The sequence below is a fragment of the Thainema salinarum CENA647 genome (assembly GCF_057732415.1).
Genome location: NZ_JBYJZJ010000029.1, coordinates 1 through 22,372, shown reverse-complemented (window position 1 = coordinate 22,372; position 22,372 = coordinate 1). Strand labels below are relative to the sequence as shown.

At 49.6% G+C, this 22,372-nt stretch carries 23 protein-coding genes and 1 pseudogene; 17 read left to right on the top strand and 7 right to left on the bottom strand.

Translation table 11 applies throughout. From position 1 onward, the window contains the following. Window positions 1-156: 156 nt before the first annotated feature. Together AC286M_RS35935 and AC286M_RS35930 are read right to left on the bottom strand one after the other, a co-directional pair. Window positions 157-1,281: a mechanosensitive ion channel family protein gene (locus tag AC286M_RS35935; protein WP_488209016.1), complete on the bottom strand. Its 1,125-nt coding sequence runs from the start codon at window positions 1,279-1,281 to the stop codon at window positions 157-159. A 21-nt stretch (window positions 1,282-1,302) separates the two neighbouring features. Continuing rightward, on the bottom strand, window positions 1,303-2,436 hold the full coding sequence (locus tag AC286M_RS35930) for a mechanosensitive ion channel family protein (protein WP_488209015.1): 1,134 nt from the start codon (window positions 2,434-2,436) through the stop codon (window positions 1,303-1,305). A 188-nt stretch (window positions 2,437-2,624) separates the two neighbouring features. On the opposite strand from AC286M_RS35930, the gene AC286M_RS35925 reads away from it, so the two are divergent. The 5 genes from AC286M_RS35925 to AC286M_RS35905 all read left to right on the top strand — a co-directional run bounded on the left by AC286M_RS35925 (window position 2,625) and on the right by AC286M_RS35905 (window position 5,046). Beyond that, window positions 2,625-3,398 (top strand): DUF4336 domain-containing protein, encoded by a 774-nt coding sequence (locus AC286M_RS35925; RefSeq protein WP_488209014.1) that lies wholly within the window; start codon window positions 2,625-2,627, stop codon window positions 3,396-3,398. Window positions 3,399-3,430: 32 nt separating this feature from the next. Further along, window positions 3,431-3,733 carry a ssr2422 family thylakoid membrane protein gene (locus AC286M_RS35920; RefSeq protein ID WP_488209013.1) on the top strand — a complete coding sequence of 101 codons (303 nt, stop codon included), beginning with the start codon at window positions 3,431-3,433 and terminating at the stop codon, window positions 3,731-3,733. Window positions 3,734-4,074: 341 nt separating this feature from the next. After that, on the top strand, window positions 4,075-4,266 hold the full coding sequence (locus AC286M_RS35915) for a hypothetical protein (RefSeq protein WP_488209012.1): 192 nt from the start codon (window positions 4,075-4,077) through the stop codon (window positions 4,264-4,266). 52 nt (window positions 4,267-4,318) lie between these two features. After that, complete coding sequence (locus AC286M_RS35910) at window positions 4,319-4,657, top strand: pentapeptide repeat-containing protein (protein ID WP_488209011.1); 339 nt, start codon at window positions 4,319-4,321, stop codon at window positions 4,655-4,657. 155 nt (window positions 4,658-4,812) lie between these two features. Continuing rightward, the gene (locus tag AC286M_RS35905; RefSeq protein WP_488209010.1) at window positions 4,813-5,046 is read left to right on the top strand and encodes a hypothetical protein; all 234 of its coding nucleotides are present in this window, start codon (window positions 4,813-4,815) and stop codon (window positions 5,044-5,046) included. Between the two features lie 8 nt (window positions 5,047-5,054). Here AC286M_RS35905 and AC286M_RS35900 read toward each other — a convergent pair whose 3' ends face one another. After that, window positions 5,055-5,660 carry an STAS domain-containing protein gene (locus AC286M_RS35900; RefSeq protein ID WP_488209009.1) on the bottom strand — a complete coding sequence of 202 codons (606 nt, stop codon included), beginning with the start codon at window positions 5,658-5,660 and terminating at the stop codon, window positions 5,055-5,057. A gap of 314 nt (window positions 5,661-5,974) precedes the next feature. Here AC286M_RS35900 and AC286M_RS35895 point away from each other — a divergent pair, with 314 nt between their 5' ends. Continuing rightward, window positions 5,975-6,478: a YfbM family protein gene (locus AC286M_RS35895; RefSeq protein ID WP_488209008.1), complete on the top strand. Its 504-nt coding sequence runs from the start codon at window positions 5,975-5,977 to the stop codon at window positions 6,476-6,478. Between the two features lie 10 nt (window positions 6,479-6,488). Here the strand turns inward: AC286M_RS35895 and AC286M_RS35890 are convergent, their stop codons facing one another. From AC286M_RS35890 to AC286M_RS35875, 4 genes are all read right to left on the bottom strand, one after another. Then, the gene (locus tag AC286M_RS35890; protein ID WP_488209007.1) at window positions 6,489-7,259 is read right to left on the bottom strand and encodes a peroxiredoxin-like family protein; all 771 of its coding nucleotides are present in this window, start codon (window positions 7,257-7,259) and stop codon (window positions 6,489-6,491) included. Window positions 7,260-7,469: 210 nt separating this feature from the next. Next, on the bottom strand, window positions 7,470-8,810 hold the full coding sequence (locus AC286M_RS35885; protein WP_488209006.1) for a leucyl aminopeptidase family protein: 1,341 nt from the start codon (window positions 8,808-8,810) through the stop codon (window positions 7,470-7,472). A 111-nt stretch (window positions 8,811-8,921) separates the two neighbouring features. After that, the gene (locus AC286M_RS35880) at window positions 8,922-10,280 is read right to left on the bottom strand and encodes a hypothetical protein (protein WP_488209005.1); all 1,359 of its coding nucleotides are present in this window, start codon (window positions 10,278-10,280) and stop codon (window positions 8,922-8,924) included. Window positions 10,281-10,403: 123 nt separating this feature from the next. Next, complete coding sequence (locus AC286M_RS35875) at window positions 10,404-11,045, bottom strand: 4Fe-4S single cluster domain-containing protein (protein WP_488209004.1); 642 nt, start codon at window positions 11,043-11,045, stop codon at window positions 10,404-10,406. 272 nt (window positions 11,046-11,317) lie between these two features. Between AC286M_RS35875 and AC286M_RS35870 the strand changes: the two genes are divergently transcribed. The 11 genes and pseudogenes from AC286M_RS35870 (at window position 11,318) to AC286M_RS35820 (ending at window position 22,318) form a co-directional block, all read left to right on the top strand. Continuing rightward, entirely contained in the window at window positions 11,318-12,109 is a 792-nt protein-coding gene (locus AC286M_RS35870; RefSeq protein WP_488209003.1) for a TetR family transcriptional regulator, read from the top strand. A gap of 30 nt (window positions 12,110-12,139) precedes the next feature. Next, window positions 12,140-12,430, top strand: coding sequence for a nucleotidyltransferase family protein (locus AC286M_RS35865; protein WP_488209002.1), 291 nt, complete (start codon window positions 12,140-12,142; stop codon window positions 12,428-12,430). Between the two features lie 33 nt (window positions 12,431-12,463). Further along, window positions 12,464-14,155: an ApeA N-terminal domain 1-containing protein gene (locus AC286M_RS35860; RefSeq protein ID WP_488209001.1), complete on the top strand. Its 1,692-nt coding sequence runs from the start codon at window positions 12,464-12,466 to the stop codon at window positions 14,153-14,155. Between the two features lie 229 nt (window positions 14,156-14,384). Further along, entirely contained in the window at window positions 14,385-14,936 is a 552-nt protein-coding gene (locus AC286M_RS35855) for a Uma2 family endonuclease (RefSeq protein WP_488209000.1), read from the top strand. Between the two features lie 250 nt (window positions 14,937-15,186). Then, window positions 15,187-16,917 carry a bicarbonate transporter BicA gene (gene bicA, locus AC286M_RS35850; protein WP_488208999.1) on the top strand — a complete coding sequence of 577 codons (1,731 nt, stop codon included), beginning with the start codon at window positions 15,187-15,189 and terminating at the stop codon, window positions 16,915-16,917. 343 nt (window positions 16,918-17,260) lie between these two features. After that, the gene (locus AC286M_RS35845; RefSeq protein ID WP_488208998.1) at window positions 17,261-17,455 is read left to right on the top strand and encodes a hypothetical protein; all 195 of its coding nucleotides are present in this window, start codon (window positions 17,261-17,263) and stop codon (window positions 17,453-17,455) included. A gap of 63 nt (window positions 17,456-17,518) precedes the next feature. Next, on the top strand, window positions 17,519-18,421 hold the full coding sequence (locus AC286M_RS35840) for a DUF6671 family protein (protein WP_488208997.1): 903 nt from the start codon (window positions 17,519-17,521) through the stop codon (window positions 18,419-18,421). A gap of 78 nt (window positions 18,422-18,499) precedes the next feature. Then, complete coding sequence (locus tag AC286M_RS35835) at window positions 18,500-19,897, top strand: YcjF family protein (protein ID WP_488208996.1); 1,398 nt, start codon at window positions 18,500-18,502, stop codon at window positions 19,895-19,897. 7 nt (window positions 19,898-19,904) lie between these two features. Continuing rightward, window positions 19,905-20,555, top strand: a complete 651-nt coding sequence (locus tag AC286M_RS35830; RefSeq protein ID WP_488208995.1) for an HAD family hydrolase — start codon at window positions 19,905-19,907, stop codon at window positions 20,553-20,555. A 61-nt stretch (window positions 20,556-20,616) separates the two neighbouring features. Beyond that, entirely contained in the window at window positions 20,617-20,991 is a 375-nt protein-coding gene (locus AC286M_RS35825; protein ID WP_488208994.1) for a hypothetical protein, read from the top strand. 113 nt (window positions 20,992-21,104) lie between these two features. Beyond that, window positions 21,105-22,318 (top strand): annotated as a pseudogene (locus AC286M_RS35820) (ISAzo13 family transposase). Window positions 22,319-22,372: the final 54 nt, after the last annotated feature.

Here is a 22,372-nt window from a genome sequence, read left to right as displayed (position 1 = left end):
AGCGATGGTTGGGATTTATACTGGGCACTCATACTAGGTACTAATATGAAATCCGGTTGAAACCCCATCATTCATTTTCCGCAAAATGCTTGCTCCACAAGCATTTTGCGGAAAATGAATGGGTTCTTATACACGGATTTGATATCACATTAGGCATCAAAGCGTCATGGGGGAATCAATGTAGACGGTCGGTTCTGGAACCACAAAGTTCAGGTTTTGAGCCGCTAACTTTTGCGCGATCGCAGAATTTGCCAACTCAAGGAGTCGTTTTCGCAATTCTAAAGAATTCTGGGACGGGCTGGAAATAAAGAAAAACACCCGCGCCCGCGTTGCCGGATTTTCCACATCATCAGTCGTGCCATATTGAACTCGCGTACTGGTCTTATCAAACCCCCAGAACAGTCGGCTTTCCTGCTCAATCGTCCGCGTCACCAATGCCTGCTCATCAAGCCGCAGCGGCCTGGAAAAGTCGAGACACAACATGGCCATCGTCTTTTTACCGCGACTGACATTTTCGATGTTTTTACTAGCCATTGTCGAATTCGGCACAATCATCATCGTATTTTGGGCCACAATCCGAATTTTGGTGGAGCGTAAACCGATGGCTTCCACTAAACCATAGACATCTTCACCATAGGGATTGAAGTTGACGCGAATATACTCACCGGAGACATATGGACGATCCAGATACAGTTCCAATGTGCCAAACAGTCGCTCAAGGGTTTGCTGAGCCGCAAATGCGATCGCAACGCCGCTCAGACCAACGCTCGCGGCCAGCGCAACCAGATTGACCCGTAGACCGATCGCAAAAATGATGATCGCCAACACAACAATCAGCACATAGACAAGAGTCTCAACAATCAAGACGACTTCATTGACTTCCCCAAACCAGCGATTGACCAGGCTGATCACCGCTTGATGGATAAACTGCCGAGCCAGCCTCAACGCGAACCAAGCCAGACCGATAGATAGCGTGGTGTAAACAAAAACGCCCAAAAAACTATAGAGGTCTTCATACTGGATGAGCAGATTAAGGGCAACAGCAATGAATAAAAACGCCCCAATCAGCGTAAGGGATGTTCGATAGGTGCGAATTAGCTTTTCATAAGCGATGTGACTATCGATAAGGTTGCGGCGTTCCAGCAGCTTCAGGCCCCGCTTGATTAGATTAAGCAGCCATCGACCAACGAAGGGAGAGATGGCGACAGCCAATGAAAACAACCCTAGCCTTGCCATCAGCTCCAAGACATAGTTCAGGATTTCCGGGTCGAGCTGCACCATTGCTTATCTATCGCGCCGAGCCTAAACATTCATCGGTTGATTGACGTCAATACTGCTTTCTTTAAGGTCAAAACTAACGTCGTACATCTGTAGCTGCTTCATAATATTCTCCCGCGCCATTTCCAACAATCCTTTGCGTAGTTCCATTGACGTTGCAGTCGCGCCCAGAATAAAAAAGATCACCTGAGCCTGAACGTACGGTTGCCCCGATGGGCTACTGAGGGTTTCAAAATTAACCTGGGTTAGCTGATGGTCGATGCCCAAAATATCGCGCGTGCTGTCCAACAGCAGTTGCTCAATTAAAGCCTGTTCTTCACTCGACATCGATCGGAAAAACGTCAGCGTCACCATAGAAATCACCCGCTGGGCGTTGGTTAAGTTCTCAATACTAACCTGAGCCAGGTTACTGTTGGGTACGACCATCAGTGTATTTTTACCAGACAAGCGAATTTTGGTTGATCGCCAGCCCGTAGACTCCACTTTACCCAGTGTCCGATCCGGCAGATGGATATGATCGCCAACGGTAAAGGGCCGATCAATATACAGCACGATGCTCCAGAGGATTTGCTCAATAATTTTCTGCGATCCAAATGCGATCGCAAAGCCACCGACTCCCAGACTGGCAAATAATCCCACTAGGTTATATTGATGCGCCTGAGCAAAGCAGAACACCATCATCAGCACAATTACCGCTTTAGCAACGAACTTTCCTAGAGTCAGCAGTTCCGTGTTGATTTGGCTCCCGTCTTCTAGCGTTGCGCCCAACAGATAGGCATCGAATAATTTGTCAAACAGCTTGAATCCTAAAACAGCGGCACTGACGGCTAGCACAAAACTTAAGCCAATTTCCAGCCAAGCTAACCAGAGCGGAATTGGATAGGACAATACGACTAAATCGACCAGGGTGGTAATGACAACGATGGCTAACCAAATCCGATAGGGATACACAACTGTCCGAATCGCTTCTAACGGTTCCACTAGACCCCATTGCTGAGCGAGGGGCTGTGTCAGATGGAGCCACTTTGACCGCGATAGAGAAATGCTCCAAAGTACGGCGAGCAAGAGGATCAAACTCAGCAGCACCACCACAATGCTAATTAACACATCCGGTAAATCGAATGTCAGACCAATGGCTTTTAGAAGACGTCTGATCATATTTCCCTCTTACGTGACTAACCGAGTTGCTGATGAATGCCTAGAAGTGCCCAGGAACGCTCTAAAGCAACTCTAAAGCAACAGGATTGTGCTTGCCCTACAATGCAATTATCCCCACTCCGCATCTGCGATCGCAGGCTACTGTGTCAGTGCGAAGTCAGTGCGGAATAAGCGCGGACTAGGATGTTATGGCGATCAGGTACACGAGTATGAATACAGATGCGATCGCACTTTATGAACCCATCAACACACTCAAACCCGTTGACGAGAATATTTGGATTGTAGACGGGCCAGTGGTCAGCATGGCCATGTACGGTACGACGATTCCCTTTTCCACCCGCATGACCATCGTGCGACTGGACAACAACGAGCTGTGGTGCCACTCTCCCACTGAACTGACGCCGGAACTGAAGGCGCAGATCGACGCAATTGGTTCAGTCCGGCATCTGGTTTCGCCCAATAAGATTCACTATGCCCACATTGGTGCGTGGGCAGAAGCCTATCCAAAAGCGACTGCTTGGGCATCACCTGGGGTGCGAGAGCGAGCTGCGCGGCAGAACATTGCCGTCTCGTTCGATGCTGACCTGACTGATGAACCGCCACCCCAGTGGGCTGAACAGCTCGACCAGCTTATCTTTCGCGGCAGTCGCTTTATGGATGAAGTCGTCTTTTTTCACCGTTCGAGCAACACGCTCATCCTGGCTGATTTGATTGAAAACTTTGAAGCCAGTAAAGTCGCTTACCCGTTTCGCTGGCTGATGAAGCTGTCAGGCAGCGTTGATCCAGACGGCAAAGCCCCAATTGATCTGCGTTTCACCTTCTGGGGCCGCAAGGCTCAAGCTCGTCAATGCTTGCAGCAAATCCTACAGTGGCAACCGGAAAAAGTGATCCTGGCTCACGGTCGCTGGTACGAGCAAAACGGCACGGCTGAACTGCGCCGTGCGTTTCGCTGGCTTGCCTGAAACGCGCCCCGTTTCCCTATCGCAGATAATCCTTGACCTACAATAAAACTATCCAAGATCTGCGATCGCACATCACCATGCAAGCCAGCGACACTTCTGATCAATTCCAAACAACCGTCCTAGAGCAACTAGAGCGATTAACCACTGACGTTAATGGACTCAAAACAGATGTTGATGGACTCAAAACTGAAGTTGATGGCCTGAAACAGGAACTAGCCCAAACTAATATCCGAGTCGATACCTATCAGAAGGAGTCTACGCAGGTCGTCAATCTGGCCTTTGGCCTAATCGCTACTGCAACCTTAACCATCATTGTCAGCACCCTCGTCAAATAAGCCAACCTGCACGTTCTGATACCGATGCTCTAGATTATGGCTACACCTCAACACTCAGTACTGGGCGCTCGAAAGAGTAAGGCGAGAGTCAGGCATATTGATCACTCAGCTTGATCACTCAGCTTGATCACTCAGCACTGATCTCATCTGTAGCGTTGGTTTGTAGAACTGGTCTTCATCAAAGCAGGTTTGGAAGAGAATCTTTAGATGGCTCGATTGGTCTGTGTAAAATTCAAGGGCGTGTTAGAGTTAGGGAAATCAAAGCTAGGTAGCGTACTGTTAGTTTGAGCGCCATGCGTCTGCTACCTGGGCGGTACCTACGCTGCAATTAAAGGTACCTAATGAGCAATTCTGCTTCTAAATACGATCAGGCTGTCGCTGCTTATCGCGACAGTTGCGATCGCAACAATATCGAATTTCAGCAACCCCTTGAAGAATATTCTGATCTAATCGATAGCGTTATTTATCTCCGCACGAGTTCAGTTGGCTACGTAGCTCGATATGACACGCGGCGGCGGCGGATGCTGGTTTGAATTGTTTGAGAAGACTACCCATAGAAGCTGTTATCACTGATTTTTGATCCATATGCTTGCCAAACCCATGTATGCCAAAGAACTGCTGAGTCGTTATGCAGCAGGCCAGCGAGATTTTCGCAATCTCAATTTCATTGGCGCTAACTTACGAAACGTCAATTTGAGTGGTGCTGATTTGAGGGGCTCTAATTTCGCTAAAGCTAATTTATCTAACTCGAATCTTAGCCGCACCAACTTGACAGATGCGGTTTTAACGGGTGCAATTTTAACGAACACAAACCTGACGCAAGCCAATCTTCAAAACGTAGACTTGAGCGGCGTTGATCTAAAGCAGGCTATGATTCGAGGCGCTATTTTGTCTCAGAATATCCAATCGATTAGCCATTCATAGATATCAAGTTTGTAGAGTTCCAAGAGACGAGTTTGCTACCACAATGCGGCGGTAAACTTGTCGGGAGTCCTCAAAAGGTAATAATTTTTGGGTGTGTGGGCAATGCCCACACACCCAAAAATTATGGCTTAAATACCGCTATCAACTTGTCTCTTATGATTCTTGATTGGCAAATGTATGGCACTACGCTTATAGGTTCATCCGAGATCCAAGCACTAGATGAATCATCCCTCCGGTTATCCCAAACGGTTAAGACGAGTTGGCTAACGCCGAGAACCGATAAGCAGGCAGACAAAAGAGGTCTCGACGGGCAAAAGTGCGATCGCACCTCAACTATCGATAAAAAAGAGCCAATCCAAACGGACTGGCTCTGGTTAAAATCAACGTGAATCAAGCTTTAGTGCATTCCCACGTTATCCAGCGCATCTGGCTTGTGATGAATTGCCAGCCGATCCAGTAGCGTTGCACTGGCTTCATTGAGGCCAATCAGGTCAACCGCAACGCCCCGCTTGCGGATGCGTAGGACAACCTTATCTACAGCATCCACTGCTGACTGATCCCAGAGGTGAGCGTGGGTGAGGTCGATTGTCACCTGCTCCAGCTTTTCGCGGCAGTCGAACGAGTTGATGAAGTTCTCCACGGAAACGAAGAAAATTTGACCATTCACAAAGTAAGTTCGCGCCGTCTCATCCCCAGAGAGCTTGGAACCTACCGAGATCAGTGCTGCTATCTTGCGGCTGAAGAAGATGGCACTCAGCGCTACGCCTATAATCACACCAATGGCTAAGTTGTGAGTCACGATCGTAACCACAACCGTTGTCACCATGACCGCCGTTTCGCTTTTGGGCACAATCCGCACGTTGCGAATCGAAGCCCAGTTAAACGTGCTGATTGACACCATAATCATCACTGCGACCAGTGCCGCCATTGGTACTTGAGCGCTCCAGTCGTTCAGCAGCAAAATGCCCAGCAGCAAGAACACCGGCATATCCTGCGATCGCACATCTACAACTCAAACCAACATCCAAAATCGCACATCCAAAATCACCATCCCAAACAGGCAATAGCTCAAATTGGTGCGAGCTGACTCAGATTAATATAAATCAACGATAAGTATAAACCACTATCAATAGTTGCCGGAACGCAAGGATTGTCGCCTGATAATCTAGCCACGATAAAACCTATTCATAGTTGTTTGTTCCAGATCCATTCCAGATTAGCGGATCACACTGATGAAACTGAACCAAAGTCGATGCAGTATATTCGTTTTTACAATCTGAGATCGCGCTGCTGATACATACAAAGCATATAAAAACGATGAGCATTACAGTTGACTACAAGGCAATTTCCCCTGAAGACTTTGAGCAGTTAAAAGACGATTACCAGGTAATGCAGTTGTTTTTCGAAGACGAACCACCGTTTAGTCTAGAAAAATCATGGCATGTTATTCACTATCTTTTAACTGACGATGCTGGGCTAGACGATGAAGCATTCACTGATCCTCCCCTCGGCAGTGTCGTTATGGGTGGAACGCCGACTCAGTTTGAATGCACGTATGGCATGGTGCGCTATCTGAAACCTGATGAAGTTGCTTTAGTTGCTGAAGCATTAAGCGAGATTTCTTTAGAAGCTCTTACAGCCAAATGTAGTGCTGAAAGCTTTAACGACGCAGGAATTTATCCTTTAGGACGTGGTGGCGATTGGGATGAAGAGGAGGTTGAGGCTGAAATTCAGTTTCTCCGCGTTTTGTATCCATCTTTGGTAGACTTCTTTCAAAAATCGGCGGCTGACAGCAACGTCGTGCTCATTGCTTGTATGTAATCAACTGAATCTATAGCCCTTTCAAAAACGCCAGCGGCTCACTCTTATTCTCTGCAAACCCGAGAATCGCTGGATCGCGGTATTCATACAGCAACTGCCCTTGACCATCAAATACAAACGTGGCTCCCCGCTGGGTGAGGTACTTGGCGTCGGGGACATAGGTTGACCAGTTGCCCAGCACCTCGGCCATGTTGCGTAAGCGCAGGGTGGCCAGTTCAAAGGGGCGCTGGAACCCCTTGCCGCCTGCGAACTTAAAGAAGGAACCTTTCATCGGCGGCAATACACCCGTGCGGACAGCTTGGTCATCGGGGATGAGCTGTGGAGCTTGCCGATCGCCCGTGTAGCCACGCAGGACTTCCTTGAGCGTTCCGGGGCTACCGATACCTGCACACATAAGCATCAGGTTCAGCCACGCATTTTGCGGTGCTGAGAGTCCGGGCAGCTTGGTGGAGAGTCCTTCATACAGGTCAATCTGCTGGTGTAGTTCAGCCTTGGGATCAACAAAAAGCTGATCAGTGGGAAAACCCGTGAACTGACAAAACCGCTGGCCAGATGTGCGATCGCCAATGCCAACGGCGCGAATGGTGATGCCCTGAGCCTTAATCCACTCGGCTTCTCGCTGGAGCCACCAGGCATATTCCAGGCTGTCGAAATCGCCCAACTGCGGCCAAATCAGAACCAGAATGCGACTGGCTGACTCGCAACCGCTGAGAATGGACTGCGTCTCGCCAGTGCTGACCCGTTCCCGCTGGGTTTGGTGAAGGGTTTCGTAGAGTGTCATGGAATGGATGAGTAGGTGGGTGGATGAGTAGAGGGGTGGATGGGTGGATGGGTATCTTGGGTTATCTAGTCAAGAAACGTGGATAAGGTGGAAATTTTGGGGTAGGGACACGGCAATGCCGTGTCCCTACGAATGGAACGGTTTACAGGTTATTTAATTCACAATTCTAAGGAATGTCATCTTATCTTCTGGTTATTTATTTGAGAAACGTTATCCTATCCTGCGGCGAATGAGTTCAAATAGGGCACGCAGGCCCATTGCTTCACCGCCTTCGGGGCGACCGGGTAGGCTACGCAGGTTCCAGGCCATGAAGTCAATGTGAATCCAAGGAGTTGATGGCTGCACAAACTCGCGCAGAAACAGGGCTGCCGTGATGGCTCCGCCGTAGGATACGTTGCCGATATTGCTGATATCGGCGATTTTGCTACTTAGCATTTCTCGGTAGGGTTCGTGCAGCGGCAGGGGCCAGAGTGGATCGTCTACCTGTAGTCCCACCTGTTCAAACTGCTCAGTGATGGCTGCATCGTTGCAGAAAAAGGCGGGCAGTTCTGTACCCAAGGCGACGCGGGCGGCTCCGGTGAGGGTAGCGCAATCGACCAGCAACTGGGGGGATTCGCTGCTGGCTTCCCAGAGGGCATCGGCCAGGACGAGGCGACCTTCGGCGTCGGTGTTGCCCACTTCAACGGTAATGCCCTTGCGGGATTGCAGTATATCGGAGGGGCGCATGGCGTTTTCGGCGATGCTGTTTTCGACGGCGGGAATCAGAACGCGCAGCCGCACAGGCAGCTTCATCTGCATGATTAGCTTGGCTAGGCCGAGCACCTGTGCGGCACCGCCCATATCTTTCTTCATCATCTTCATGCCAGCGGCGGGCTTGATATCTAGGCCACCCGTATCGAAGCAGACGCCTTTGCCGACGAGGGTGATTTTAGGCGCGTCAGTGCTGCCCCAGCGGATGTCAATTAGGCGAGGGGGTTGAGCATTGGCCTTACCAACGGCGTAGATCATGGGGTATTGCTGATCGAGCAGGTTCTCACCCGTGATCACCTGAAACTCTGCGCCGTGGACTTTTGCGATCGCAGATGCGGCGTCCGCCAATTGGGCTGGCCCCATATCGTTGGCTGGGGTGTTAATCAAGTCCCGTACCAGGTATGTTGCTGCCGTAGCCGCTTCAATGTAGTCCTGATCTGCCGATTCGGGAAACGTGAGGTTTGCCGCTGGTTTGGAGCCGTTTTCTTTATATTTGAGAAACTGGTATTGGCCCAACTGCCAGCCCAGGCAGAGTTTCGTAGCCTCTTCTGCACTGAGATCATCAGCCAGATGGTAATCAGCGGGTGGCAAATTCGCTGCCAGATTGCCCAGTGTCCAGGTATCTAAGGCGTCACCACGCCCCGCTAATACCTGTTTAATTCCGCCATTGGCATCTGGAAGCAAACAAAACGTGCCAGGGTCAGCCTTAAATTGCGAAAGGTTAATCCAGGTTTGATGATCAGCAAAGTGTTTGCTCAGTTGATGCTGATTAACGAGAACAATGGGAACAGAATTGGACACGGACATGATTGCTTTAAGGAACTAAAAAGGAACTAAAGGTGGCTAAGAGTCGCTAGCAGTCAGCATAACGTAATACTCATACCCTGTATCAAGTTCCCGAGGCGATATTTGCTACAGCAGGCGACGCCGAATTTCACTGACGATGTTGCGTCCGGCTCTGCGATCGCTACTGGTTTTGGAAAAGGTAATCTGATAGCGATTGTCCTGCTGGAAGACAATTTTGTAGTGGGTACCGTCTTCGATCAGCTCAAACCCCAGCGCACTGAGCGAATTACGAATGGATGACTTCATGCTGCGGTAGTCCCAAAAGAGATGGCGCAGCTCTCCGGCAATTTCGGCTCGACGGTCGGTGGGCTGATTGGCGTTTAGAATATCTTGCAGAATATGCTGCCGCCGACTGTTTTCGAGCAGGTTGGGACTGTATCGATTCAAAATTTCGAGTATCAAATCTCGCTTTTCATTGTCATACAGATCGCGTTCACTAGAGCACAGCACAATTGCGGTTTCCAGGTTAGCGGCTGGTTCAGCCGGATTGATCTCTGTTCGCCCATACTGCTCATACTGCTCGTACTGGGCCTGAATCTGGATATCCTGTGCATCAATCTTCTGCTGTAACTGCTGGTTCAGGCTTTGCAGCCGAGTGAGTTCTGTCTCCTGGTTTTGAGCCTGCTGCTGGAGCGTCTCGTACTGCTGATGCAGCGCTTTATAGTCATCAGTTTGCGATCGCTCAATATACTCAAGCCAGCGTCGCTTTTCCGCCTCTAGCTGCCGAATCTGTGCTTCAGCGTCTGCTTTCTCACTCAGAGCTTGCTGAATGCTGCTTTCTAGCTGCTGAATCTGAGCTTCAAGCTCGGCTTTCTCGGCTAAGGCTTGCTGATACTGGTTTGTGACCTGCTCAACCCTAGCGTTGGCCTGGTCTAGTTCCTGTAGCGCTTGATCGCGCTGTGCTTGGATGACCTCTTTGGTGGCTTGCAGCTCAACTTGTTTGGCAGTCTTGGCCTGTATCAATTGGTGATGCTGCGTGGCTAATGTGGTGGCATAGTCCTCAACCTGCGCTTTTTCCTGGAGCGCCTGCTGGTAAGCCTGCCAGTTGCGATCGCACTCCGCCTGCGCGAGTCGTAACCGATGATTGGCTCGCTCCAGCAGTCCAAACACGAGTAATCCTGCACCTAAACCTGCGATCGTAAGTGCTGTATAGGTAATGCTGCGTGGATCTAAGCCTGGATTGGGTTCGGCGCGGATGAGAAAGGCTGTCGTATCTCGTCGCCAATCCTGCAGCTCTTGCGCAAAAGAGGGCGAGGTACCCGATCTCGTTTCATTTAACCGATTGCCGCTGTAGCTGGCCCAAAAGCTGGCATAAATTAGGCCCAATGTGGCTCCGCCAGAAAGCAGCAAAATGCTGGCAGCACGAATGAGGGAACCTGTCTTCTGGCCAAATCGCCAATTGTCCAGTCGTTGCCCTTCATTCATAAAGTTTCATGTGTGCAATTGCCCTGATTATCTCGACCTTGTCACAGGTCGTGCGCTCTTGCTGTGATCTTAGCAATTGACAATTGGAATCTCTGTGCTAGCAGGACGTGCTGAGGGGTTAACTCATTCCGGTGCTTCCACGACCTGCATGTGTCCGTGGTGATCGGCAACGAGACCGCTGCCGTCACGGAAGATATGGATCTCGACTTGGTCGCTGGCCCAGTCGGTGCGATCGCGCAGGGCTGGATTGAAAATGCGAATTTTCTGATTGGTGGATGCAATCGGCGTATTGGGATCTTCGATGGCCAGCGACTCGTCGTAGGGGCCGTCAATCAAGATATCGAGCTGGCTGAGTAAATCCTCGGCTCCGGCAGGTGCATAGTCGGACTGTAGACGCTCCAGCGTAAAGCCAGTGAAGCAGATGACGTTCAACCCGGCAGCTTTGACTCGCCGCGCGACTTCGGCCAGAGCTGGCGCTTGCCAAAACGGTTCGCCACCGGAAAACGTCACGCCTTCATGACGCGGATTGCTGAGAATCTTTTTGACCAGCGTATCAATCGACATAAGCTGGTTAATTTCGAATGACTGAGATTCCGGGTTTAAGGTTGGGCACTCGCCCATGCAGCCCTGGACCCAGACGACGGCTCGACAACCTGGCCCGTTGACTTCGGATTCATCAACATAGCCCATCAGGTTCAGATACCCTGCCGGAATTTCAACCAGGGAAAGATAGGGATTTGTTTGTGGTTTGGGTGATTGCGGCATGGGTCAAATCTCCTCAGCTTTGCCTATTTCTATCTTTGCTTGTTTACGGGATGGAAGGCAGGGGTTTTCACCTTTGTTTAACTTCTGCTGTTTAACTTCTGCCTATCTCCATAAACTTGGGTGGGACATTGGCAGCGGCATGGAGATACTGAAATTAAGCAGTGGCGATCGCTGTTTGCGATCGCTATTGCTCACAATGTATAAAACATACTGGTCAGTCTATAATCTAAAAGCGCCTACCTTTTTCGAGACGATGTGCTCACCATTGCTCCATGACTCTTCGCGATCGCGTTTTTGATGCTGCTCAACGTTTGGCCCAAGACCAACCCCTCAACCAAATTAGCCTAACGGATATTGCCCGCGAAGCTGGGGTGAGCTGGCCAACGGCTCGCCGCTACATTGGCGACAAGCAGCAGCTCCGAGAATTTCTTAGCAAAGCCCAACCCAATGCTGAGCCACCGCTAGATACCCGCAGCCGTATTTTAGAATCGGCCAAGCAGGTGTTTGCTCAGTCGGGCTATGCGGGGGCAACGCTAGATGCGATCGCAGCCGATGCGGAACTGACGAAAGGTGCGGTCTACTGGCATTTTTCCAGTAAGAGCGATTTATTCTTGGCGCTGCTAGAAGACCAGCTCCAGTCTCCACTCAACGTTTCGGCGGATCGGGCGAAGGCGGCGTTTGACGAAAATGCCCCGCGTGATGCAGTGCGATCGCTGTTGGCGGGTCAGCTCACCTATGCCCAGGCTCACCCGGACTGGTGCCGCCTCTATATGGAGTTTATGATCCAAAGCCGTCAGTCTGATGTGCAGGAGGTGCTGAGTGTCGCAACTTGCCAGCAGCAACAGGAAGCAATTGACCAGCTCATTCGCCAAATGCAGCGAGACGGCATCATCGCCGCTGATGTTGACCCACAGGTGATTGCCATGTTCTGGGGTGCATTGGTGGATGGTCTGATTCTGGCTCACATGGTCGATCCGGAGCGGGTTGACCCAGCAGCCTGCGTGGATCAGCTAGTGCGACTGCTGTGGCAGGGATTGCAGGCAGGAAAAAGCGTGGCAGAATAGCAGTATCGTTGCCTAATTTAGGATGCGGCTATGCAGCGGGATGATATTCTGGCAACTCTTAAGCAACATCAGATGATGCTGAACCAGTTAGGTGTGCGATTGCTGGCGTTGTTTGGTTCGGTTGCCCGCGATGAAGCAACGGCGACGAGTGATATTGATATCCTGGTGAAGTTTGAACTGCCAGTAACGTTTGATCGCTACATAAAGGTGAAGTTTTACCTCGAAGATCATTTGGGCAAGAAGGTTGATCTGGTGAGCTGGAAATCGCTTAAGCCTCAAATTCGAGCCAAAGTGGAGAAAGAAGTTGTTTTCTTGACCTGATAGATTGATTAGCATCCTTCAAAGAATCAACATATGAGTAGTTTCGAAAAAGATGGTTATTGGTTCCTACCGGAGAATCCAGACAGAAAAATCTTTGGCAGATTAAGCTTCTTTTCTGAAGAACCACCAAAGCTATTTCTTGCCGATCAACTTCGAGACTCTGAAGATATTCAACGAATGATACAGGGTGACGATTATGAAATTATTAATGGACATTTTTTAGATGGGAAAGAAGTTACGCTCGTTGATTGCTATCAAAAGGGAGGTTTTAAAACGGGCTTCCAAACCTCTAACATATTTGCACATTACATAGTGGTAGGCCACCACTTCAAATCCAAATCCGACATCAATTTATTAGGCATTTCTGCTAGATACACATATCTAGAGGAATGGATCTCATCTTCTGTATTTGACGCTTGGAAAACTCAACTTGAAGAATCCAATTATGAAATAAATATTAAGCAATCAATTGTCTCACCCGTACAACTTGGCCAGCTCTCTGGATTTACAGTTTTCCTGCAAGACTTGCCATGCATATCTATTGAGCATCTAAATCTTCTTAATATTTTAGGGGGAACCCCCAATGAATTTATCCTAAAGGAAAAGAAATCGGTAGTATTGAAGTCAGATGAAGAAAAGAATCTTGATAATTTTATTGATGCACTTATTCTTTTTCAGGACTTCTTGCTCTTTTGTACTGGAGAATTAATCGATATATTTGAAATATCTTCATTTATCCTAATTAAAAAGAAAAAGCCTAGAATTCCTCATCCCATCGAGCTTAAGATGATGTTAGATAGCGTCAATCCAAATGGCATAGCTACCAATCTCTCTAGTTTTATGCCCAGTCAGGATAAATCTATTGAGGAAGAGGTGTCAGTTTTTCTTCAAATTTATTTTTCAACGGGTATAGCCCAAAGTGAAAAGAAAAGTCTTAACAGACGGAAGACGTTACTCATGTTTCATGAGATTAAGGATAAGATGCCAAACGTCTTACAAGCTTGGGAGTTAAACAAACAGGATTACGGATCAATTTTTGACTTATATCTACGTCTAACATATATTCCTGAACGACACGTAGATGATCTATTTCTGACAATATCGCAAGCCATTGAAGCGTTTCATAGAGTATGTCACGAGCAAGACAGATTTGATGAAAATATATTTAGTATAGTTCGTGAAACGATGATAAATTCAATTTCTATGGAACCAGGTGATTATGGCCTATCTAAAAATCATGAATCAGTTAAATTTATTGCTGAGCTTAAAGAAACTGTAGAAAATAAGCTGAAATATATTAATGAGTTTTCCCTCAAAGAGAGACTGATAGAATTATGTAATGAATATCGAGAATGTCTGCCTAAGCAAATTTTTAGATCAAAGGAAATGACTTTACTATCTTTTTGGTGGAAATGGTATCTCAAAATATGTAGTGATCAATGCTTAAAGACTGAATCTTTTGATTTATGGTTTGTCAGCCTTGTTTACTATCTTATGTTAAAAAAAGCTGAAGAAATAGAATCTTTTAGCAAGCAAGTAAGAGATACAAGAGGCAGTTTAACCCATATCTCCAAATCCTTAAACCGAAAAAAGAGTAAGCATGTTATTCCTCGCGAGGAACGTAGAAAACTAACAAGAAAGCTATATACACTACTTCAAGCATGCTTGATTAGGCAGCTTGGTCTTGATGATATTGAAGTGAAGAATATTTTAGCTAAAAGATAGTTTTTCTTCTTAATCTCATCAATTCTTACTCAATGCACCAATCGCTGTTAAAAGCTGACGCTCAGGACAATACACCGTCCAGAAAAAAGCGCCCCACCACTCATGCCCTGCATCAAAATAATTTGACCAGTCCGTGCGCGATCGCACTTAGCTCATTCACTCCATAGCTGCGATCTCGTTTGAAGTAGGATATGAGCAAATGTCAGACTAACATCAGCAGGTTCACGTCATGCGGACACTCACAAAATGGTCAGTGGCAGACTATCACCGTATGCGGGATCTGGGCATTCTGGATCGTCGCCGCTGCGAACTCATTCGTGGAGAGATTTGGGACATGGCTCCAGAAGGAGAATTTCATCGGTTCATTAACGATCGGAGTGCTGAATACCTTAGACGAATTCTTCAAGGTAAAGCCAAGGTGTTTGAAGCCCATCCCATCACGCTGGCAAAATCTGAACCCCAACCCGACATCGCCATCGTCCGCCTGCCCGATACTCGCTACTTAAAACATCACCCCTATCCAGACGATATTTACTGGCTCGTTGAGGTAGCAGACACGACCCTGGCTTACGACTTAAACACCAAACGCCAGCTCTACGCTCAGGCTGGCATCCAGGAATATTGGGTGATTGACATCGCCGGACGGCAACTGACCGTATTCAAAGACTTACAAAATGGTGACTTTTTAACTCAGATCACCATCAACGACGGTGTGATTCATCCCGTCGCCTTTCCCGAAGTTGCGATCGCAGTTGATCCGCTCATCACCATTCCAGACTAATCGTCAAGCTGTACGAAAAACATCCGAAATTAAGCGGGGCACTTCATTGCGTCCCGCTTTTGCTTTAAAGTCAAATCAACCATCTTGACACGTTTTAATAAGCCCTGCTTGGGGAACAGATTAGCGATCGCAAATCAACATAGCGACTGGATCAGTAGACCAAATGCTAATCTTTCCATAGAAAAGAGCAAATCATTTATTAAAACTGTATAGATTTAACTCAATCAAAAAACGATCTTATGGTTACTTTATGCAAATAACCAATCAAATTCACTTTAGGAATGTCCGTGGCGACATTTTCGGTGGCCTGACCGCTGCGGTCATTGCCCTACCGATGGCGCTGGCCTTCGGTGTGGCATCGGGTGCGGGTGCGGCAGCGGGCCTCTGGGGGGCAGTGCTGGTCGGCTTCTTCGCAGCGCTGTTTGGCGGCACGCCAACCCTCATTTCAGAACCAACAGGCCCCATGACGGTAATCATGACCGCCGTGATTGCCAGCTTGATGGACGCCAATCCTGAAAACGGTCTAGCAATGGCCTTCACCGTAGTGATGATGGCCGGACTATTCCAGATTTTGCTGGGTAGTCTGCGGCTGGGTCGCTATGTGACGCTGATGCCGTACACAGTGATTTCCGGCTTCATGTCGGGCATCGGCATTATTCTGATCATCCTGCAAACGGCACCATTTTTGGGTCAGAGCAGCCCCAAAGGCGGTGTTGTCGGCACCATCCGCAACCTGCCGGATCTGGTGGCAAACATCAGCTGGCCGGAAGCTAGCTTGGCGCTGATTACCCTCGGCATTCTGCTATTCAGTCCTCGTAAAATGAAGCGCATTGTGCCACCCCAACTGGTGGCGCTAATCGTGGGCACGCTGCTTTCCCTGGTACTGTTCCAGGGGGTGGAGATTCGCCGGATTGGTGAGATCCCAATGGGTCTGCCGCAGATTCAAATGCCCTACTTCACGCCAGAGCAGTTCCGCATGATGGTCGTGAATGCGATCGTGCTAGGAATGCTGGGCTGTATTGATGCGCTGCTCACATCGGTCGTAGCCGACAGTTTGACCCGTACCGAACACGACTCCAACAAAGAGCTAATTGGTCAAGGCTTGGGCAACTTAGCCTCTGGTTTGTTCGGCGGCATTGCTGGCGCTGGAGCCACAATGGGAACGGTAGTCAACATTCAATCCGGTGGTCGGACAGCGCTTTCTGGCTTGGTGAGGGCGGTTGTGCTGGGCGTTGTGGTGCTGTGGGCTGGCAGCCTAACGGCGGTGATTCCGATGGCGGTGCTGGCTGGAATCGCCTTCAAAGTGGGAATTAACATCATTGACTGGAGCTTCCTGAAGCGGGCGCACCAAATTTCCGTCAAAGGGGCGCTGATCATGTACGGCGTAATTATCTTGACGGTGTTTGTCGATCTGATTGCGGCAGTCGGCATTGGTGTGTTTGTCGCCAACATTCTCACGATTGAGCGGCTCAGCAAGCTACAGTCTCAAGGCGTGAAGGCGATTACCAACGCGGACGACGAGATTGCACTCAATCCCGAAGAAAAGCAGCTTCTGGATCGGGCTGATGGTCGTGTGCTGCTGTTCCACTTGGATGGCCCGATGATCTTTGGCGTGGCCAAGGCGATTTCCCGTGAGCAGAAGGCGATGAGCACCTGCGAGGCGCTGATTTTGGATCTAGATGATGTGCCGCACTTGGGCGTGACCTCGTCGCTGGCAATTGAAAACGCGATTCGGGAAGCGGTTGATCAACAGCGTCAGGTATTCCTGGTCGGCGCAACAGGCCAGACGCGGCGGCGCTTGGAGAAGCTGGGCATGATGGAACTCATTCCCCGTGAGCATTTGCTGATGGATCGCACAGATGCTCTGCGCCGAGCGGTTGCTCTAGTGACGGGCTACACGATCGACCAGCATGGTGTGATGAAAACCTCGAGTTCAGTCAGTTCAGCCTCATCTGCCGCTAACCAGCCGCCTGAACTGTAGGGCTAATCCTTTCAGGAACAAACATCGCCGCTGCCGCACGGCGGCGATGATTCCTCCGATTCAACTACTCAACTGCTGCTTGATATACAAATATCTTTAAGACGTTGTTTTAAGAACAATTCTAAGGAGCGTAAATTAAATAGCCTGTCAATCATTCCATCCGTAGGGACACGGCAATGCCGTGTCCCTACCCCAAAGATTTCACCTTATTAAATTCACGCTCCTAAGCACGATTCTAAGAACGATTCACGGATACCCAATTTTTATCGATCGGTTTGCTAGGACTGGTTTGCTAAAACGGGAATGTCGCTAGACGCAATCTTGATGCATTGAGGTGGTCTTTATGCTTTGGTCTGCTCTGATCACACTGGCCGTTGCCCTGGTTTTCTGGATGCGGCGACAGCAAGGAGAAGTGCCAACAATTGCCCTTGGCTTTTCAGGCTTTATTAGTTTCCTGTGGGGATTCCTCTGGGCACCAGCGGAGGCACAACTTGCGATCGCAACCAGCGCTAGCATCTGGCTCTGGATGCGCCGCTAGTTTGCTGTTTGACCAGCATTGATTTGTTGATTGACTGCTATGACTTCTTCTATGACTTCACCTATGATTTCTTCTGCTCGAGCTACATCCTCTAGCTCCAGCGAACGCCTGCCGTTCTGGGCCGATCAGTCGCGGGCTGTGCTGGCGACGATGCATCGCAAAGAACAGGTGATAGCGCCGCTGTTTCGCCAGCAGCTTGGGCTGCACCTGGTGGTGCCCGCTAACTTCGATACCGATGCGCTGGGCACATTCACGCGGGACATTCCCCGAGCGGGTAGCCAGATTGAAGCGGCACGGCAAAAAGCGAAACAGGCTCTGGCGCTGACGGGAGAGACCGTCGCTGTAGCCAGTGAGGGGTCGTTCTTTCCCCATCCGGTGTTTCCGGGCATTGCCTGTAATCGCGAGATTGTGCTGCTGCTAGACATCGAGCACGATCTGGAAGTAATTGGCAGCGAACTCTCCAACCAAACCAATTTTGCTCACAGATCTGTCCACAGCGTTGAAGCTGCGATCGCATTTGCGGAACAGGTGGGCTTTCCTGACCACGCTTTGGTGGTCATGCCCAGCCGGGACAACTGCGATCGCAACCAGATCCATAAGGGAATTCAAACGACAACTCAGCTCTGTCAGGTGGTAGAACGCCTGCTACAGCAGTCGCGTGACGGTAGCGTGCATCTGGAAACCGATATGCGGGCCATGTGCAACCCGATGCGGATGCAGGTGATTGAACAGGCGGCGCAAAATTTGATCACCAAGATTCAATCGACCTGCCCGAGCTGTGGCTATCCCGGTTTTGATGTGGTTGAGCAGAAGCGGGGGCTGCCCTGCCAGTGGTGTCATCTGCCGACCCAGCTGGTCAAAGCAAAAACCTACCGCTGCCAGCACTGCCGCTTCCAAGCAGATCGCTTGTTTCCCCAAGGCATTGAGTTTGCCGATCCGGGCCAATGCGGGCACTGTAATCCATAGCCATCGGCATAATTATCGGCAAAGCGGATGGAGGAGAGTGAGATAGAGTAAAGAAGAGATCTCGATGATGAGCGAGATATGACTAACTTGCCTGAACCCACTCCCCCCAAATCCCCAGCAGATAAGCTCCCTGACTCTGAATTAGCCCCATCCGAGCCCGAATCCGCCGTTGAGGAAACCCAGGCGAATGAGCGTTCCTCTTGGTTTGGGCGACTGAGTACTGCCTGGAATGAAACCACCCAGCGTCTGACCCAACATCTCCCTGATCTACCTTCGCTGCCCAGCTTGCCCTCACTGCCTGGCCTGCCCTCACTGCCGGATCAGATGAGCCGCTGGTTTAGAGTCAGCGAAACAGAAGTTGCCGAAATTCTAGAGGCCGTCAGAGCGCAACTGCCCACAACCGAAGCCCTCCTGATTGGCAAACCGCAATCCGGTAAAAGCTCCATTGTGCGAGGTTTAACGGGCGTTTCAGCAGACATCGTCGGTCAAGGATTTCGGCCCCATACCCAGCATACAGAACGCTACTCTTACCCCAATGAAGACCTGCCGCTGCTCATCTTTACTGACACGGTAGGGCTTGGAGATGTGAACCAAGAGACACAAGCGATCATCGACGACTTGGTTGCAGATCTCGAACAAGACACAGCGCGGGCTCGCATCCTGATCCTAACCGTCAAGATCAACGACTTTGCAATCGATACCTTACGTCAAACCGCCCAACAATTGCGCGATCGCTATCCCAGCTTACCTTGCCTTCTAGTAATCACCTGTCTGCACGAACTCTACCCCCACCCCACCGATAATCATCCCGCCTACCCACCCCCAACCGAAGCCGTCGTTCGAGCCGCTGCTGCTCTACAGGACAGCTTTGAAGCCTTGTGCGATCGCAGCGTCCTCATCGACTTCACCTTGGAAGAAGACGACTACACCCCCACCTTCTATGGTCTGGATGCACTGCGGGATACCCTGGCCGATCTGCTACCCGAAGCCGAAGCCCGTACCATCCACCAGCTGCTCAACGATTCTGCCGGACAGCAACTCGGCGATTTATACCGAGACGTTGGCCGTCGCTATCTCCTTGCCTTTTCGACAGCGGCAGCAACCTTAGCGGCAGTTCCGCTGCCGTTTGCTACGATGCCCGTACTGACAGCCCTCCAGGTATCGATGGTGGGTCTACTGGCGCGGTTGTATCACCAGCCAATATCGACCGCACAAGCAGGCGGACTGGTTAGCGCCATAGCCGGTGGTTTCGTGGCACAAGCGGTTGGGCGAGAGCTGGTTAAATTTATTCCTGGATTCGGCAGTTTTATTGCGGCATCGTGGGCAGCGGCGTATACATGGGCCTTAGGTGAAGCAACCTGCGTTTACTTTGGTGATCTGATGGGTGGCAAAAAGCCCGACCCGCAGCGCATTCAAGCCGTCATGGATGATGCCTTTAAGGCTGCTAAAGAGCGGTTCAAAAGCCTGAAATCGTAAAATCACTATGCTGATCAACCTTGATTACGATGGCGTCATCGTCGATTCATTTGAAATCCTCTACCAGCAAGCGTTACAAGCTCAAGTATTGACGGGTAGCGGACGTCCACCCACCCGCACAGACATCCGTACCCTAACCAACATGACGTTTGAAGCACTAGGAGAACGATGTCAAATTCCGCCTGACCACATCCCCACCTTCGTCAATCACGTATGGGAGCTACAGCGACAGGCCACCAATCATCCCACCCTGTTTCCCGGCATCGCCGATCGGCTCACAGAACTAGCCAGCGAGCATGTTTTAACCATCATCACGGCTAGCTCTCGCACCGCCGTTGAGCAAACCCTGCAGCAGCACCATTTAGAGTCAACCATCTCGTTGATCTTAGATGGCACTCGGTACGGATCGAAGCGCGATCGCATCAAGCTAGCGCAGCACACATTTGGTCACGATGCCAGAGAAACCTATATGGTCGGTGATGCAATGAGCGATATTCGCCACGGCAAAGGAGCAGGCGTCCACACAATCGCTGTTACATGGGGATTCCAGTCCCGACAACAACTGCTGCAAGCCTGCCCTGATATCATCATTGACCACCCGCAGCACCTTCAACTAGCTTTATTTGCTCGTGAAAATCAACCGAATCAATTAGCCTGATATAGTGATTGACTAAGCTTGATACAGATCACTGGATACAAATCAATAGACCCAATACCTAATGTTGCCGAGTAACCGCCCGATTAATCTGTCCTTACCGCCCGATTGGATTGCTGACATTGAACAACGCGCCAGTGAAAAACAGCTCACGGTTGAAGAGTGGCTGTATGTTGAAATAGCCAGACTGCTCGGCAAACCCAATCCCCAGTTCAACATTGAAATCAGTAAACGACTGGCAGTATTAGAATCACAGATCGCCACGATTCCCCGGCTAGAGAATCAACTGCAAACCCTCATTTCATTAGTTAAGCATTTGCAGTCTGATACATCTGAATTGTCTTCTCTTGCCTCTCCGCCCTCTACTTTTAAGCAAGATGACTTTGAGGAAGACGATGACGAACCCGATGAGATTCTGTACGACTTCTTAAACGAATGACGATGACTGACTATAGATATAGTGATTCCAGCTAAGGATCGTGGATTAAATAAGATGTAATTTTACCGTCTGTATTTGTAAGCTAGAGCAATAGAAGATGAAGCAGAACCTGAATGCAACCCTACCCTGCGCCAATTGAAGCTCAAATGCAACGCTATTATCAATCGTTGTCTGAGAAGGATCGTCGTCGCTATGCCGCCATTGAAGCGATCAAACTCGGATATGGTGGGCAAGCCTATATCCGAGAGTTGTTCGGATGCCATCATGCAACCCTAGCGTTGGGACTGGCAGAACTGGATGATGAACCTGCTCTCAAACGGGAACGGATTCGTCAAGTGGGAGGTGGACGGAAGTCAGCATTTGAGACCATTGAAGGGCTAGATGCGTCATTTCTGCAGGTGTTGGAGCAACACACGGCGGGTTCACCCATGGATGAGACGGTGAAGTGGACTAATCTCAAGCGCCATGAGATTGTGGCCTTGCTGAAAGAGGACGGAATTGACGTGAGTGTGACGGTGGTCGATCAGTTGTTGGAGCGGCACAACTTTCGTAAACGCAAAGCGGTGAAAAGACTGGCAACTGGGGAGAGTGAACATCGCAATGAACAATTTGAGCGGATTGAGCAGTTGAAAGGCACCTATCAAGCTGCTGGCAATCCCGTCATGAGTATGGACACAAAAAAAGAGAATTAATTGGCAAGTTGTATCGAGCGGGGCAACTGTACACTCAAGAGCAGGGAGTCGAAGTGTTTGACCATGATTGGGCAACGCTCGCAGAAGGCGTCGCTATTCCCCACGGACTGTACGACTTGAGCGATAATATTGGCTACATCCAGATCGGCACGAGTCATGATACCAGTGAGTTTGCCTGCGAATCGATTCGCTACTGGTGGAACACCTATGGCAAAGCACGCTATCCCCTAGCTGGCTCGATTTTGCTGCTTTGCGATGGTGGGGGCAGTAACAGTTCTCGCTACTACATCTTTAAGCAAGACTTGCAAGCATTGGTCAACGAGTTAGGGATTGAAATTCGCATTGCTCACTATCCCCCCTATACCTCCAAGTACAATCCAATTGAACACCGCTTGTTTCCTCACGTCTCAAGCAGGTGTCAAGGGGTAATTTTTGAGAGTGTCCAGATGGTAAAAGAGCTGATGGAAAAGGCAACCACTCGCACAGGTCTCAAGGTCTTTACGACGATTCTCGATAAAATGTATCACAAGGGTCGTAAAGTTGCTGAGGACTTCAAAGCCAACATGAAGATTGTCTTCGACGAGCTTCTGCCGCAATGGAATTACACAGCAAAACCAGAATTACAGGTTATTTAATTCACAATCCTAAGAGTGAGAGAACGAGAGAGGAGAGTGTTTCATGATGAGGCA

Bases quoted from the DNA above. Each gene is read 5' to 3' on its own strand.
- AC286M_RS35840 (WP_488208997.1), top strand. From the start codon at position 17,519: ATGATTTCTTCTGCTCGAGCTACATCCTCTAGCTCCAGCGAACGCCTG.
- AC286M_RS35845 (WP_488208998.1), top strand. From the start codon at position 17,261: ATGCTTTGGTCTGCTCTGATCACACTGGCCGTTGCCCTGGTTTTCTGG.
- AC286M_RS35870 (WP_488209003.1), top strand. From the start codon at position 11,318: ATGACTCTTCGCGATCGCGTTTTTGATGCTGCTCAACGTTTGGCCCAA.
- AC286M_RS35890 (WP_488209007.1), bottom strand. From the start codon at position 7,259: ATGACACTCTACGAAACCCTTCACCAAACCCAGCGGGAACGGGTCAGC.
- AC286M_RS35855 (WP_488209000.1), top strand. From the start codon at position 14,385: ATGCGGACACTCACAAAATGGTCAGTGGCAGACTATCACCGTATGCGG.
- AC286M_RS35895 (WP_488209008.1), top strand. From the start codon at position 5,975: ATGAGCATTACAGTTGACTACAAGGCAATTTCCCCTGAAGACTTTGAG.
- AC286M_RS35825 (WP_488208994.1), top strand. From the start codon at position 20,617: ATGTTGCCGAGTAACCGCCCGATTAATCTGTCCTTACCGCCCGATTGG.
- bicA (WP_488208999.1), top strand. From the start codon at position 15,187: ATGCAAATAACCAATCAAATTCACTTTAGGAATGTCCGTGGCGACATT.
- AC286M_RS35830 (WP_488208995.1), top strand. From the start codon at position 19,905: ATGCTGATCAACCTTGATTACGATGGCGTCATCGTCGATTCATTTGAA.
- AC286M_RS35875 (WP_488209004.1), bottom strand. From the start codon at position 11,045: ATGCCGCAATCACCCAAACCACAAACAAATCCCTATCTTTCCCTGGTT.
- AC286M_RS35925 (WP_488209014.1), top strand. From the start codon at position 2,625: ATGGCGATCAGGTACACGAGTATGAATACAGATGCGATCGCACTTTAT.
- AC286M_RS35880 (WP_488209005.1), bottom strand. From the start codon at position 10,280: ATGAATGAAGGGCAACGACTGGACAATTGGCGATTTGGCCAGAAGACA.
- AC286M_RS35935 (WP_488209016.1), bottom strand. From the start codon at position 1,281: ATGGTGCAGCTCGACCCGGAAATCCTGAACTATGTCTTGGAGCTGATG.
- AC286M_RS35905 (WP_488209010.1), top strand. From the start codon at position 4,813: ATGATTCTTGATTGGCAAATGTATGGCACTACGCTTATAGGTTCATCC.
- AC286M_RS35835 (WP_488208996.1), top strand. From the start codon at position 18,500: ATGACTAACTTGCCTGAACCCACTCCCCCCAAATCCCCAGCAGATAAG.
- AC286M_RS35865 (WP_488209002.1), top strand. From the start codon at position 12,140: ATGCAGCGGGATGATATTCTGGCAACTCTTAAGCAACATCAGATGATG.
- AC286M_RS35910 (WP_488209011.1), top strand. From the start codon at position 4,319: ATGCTTGCCAAACCCATGTATGCCAAAGAACTGCTGAGTCGTTATGCA.
- AC286M_RS35930 (WP_488209015.1), bottom strand. From the start codon at position 2,436: ATGATCAGACGTCTTCTAAAAGCCATTGGTCTGACATTCGATTTACCG.
- AC286M_RS35860 (WP_488209001.1), top strand. From the start codon at position 12,464: ATGAGTAGTTTCGAAAAAGATGGTTATTGGTTCCTACCGGAGAATCCA.
- AC286M_RS35915 (WP_488209012.1), top strand. From the start codon at position 4,075: ATGAGCAATTCTGCTTCTAAATACGATCAGGCTGTCGCTGCTTATCGC.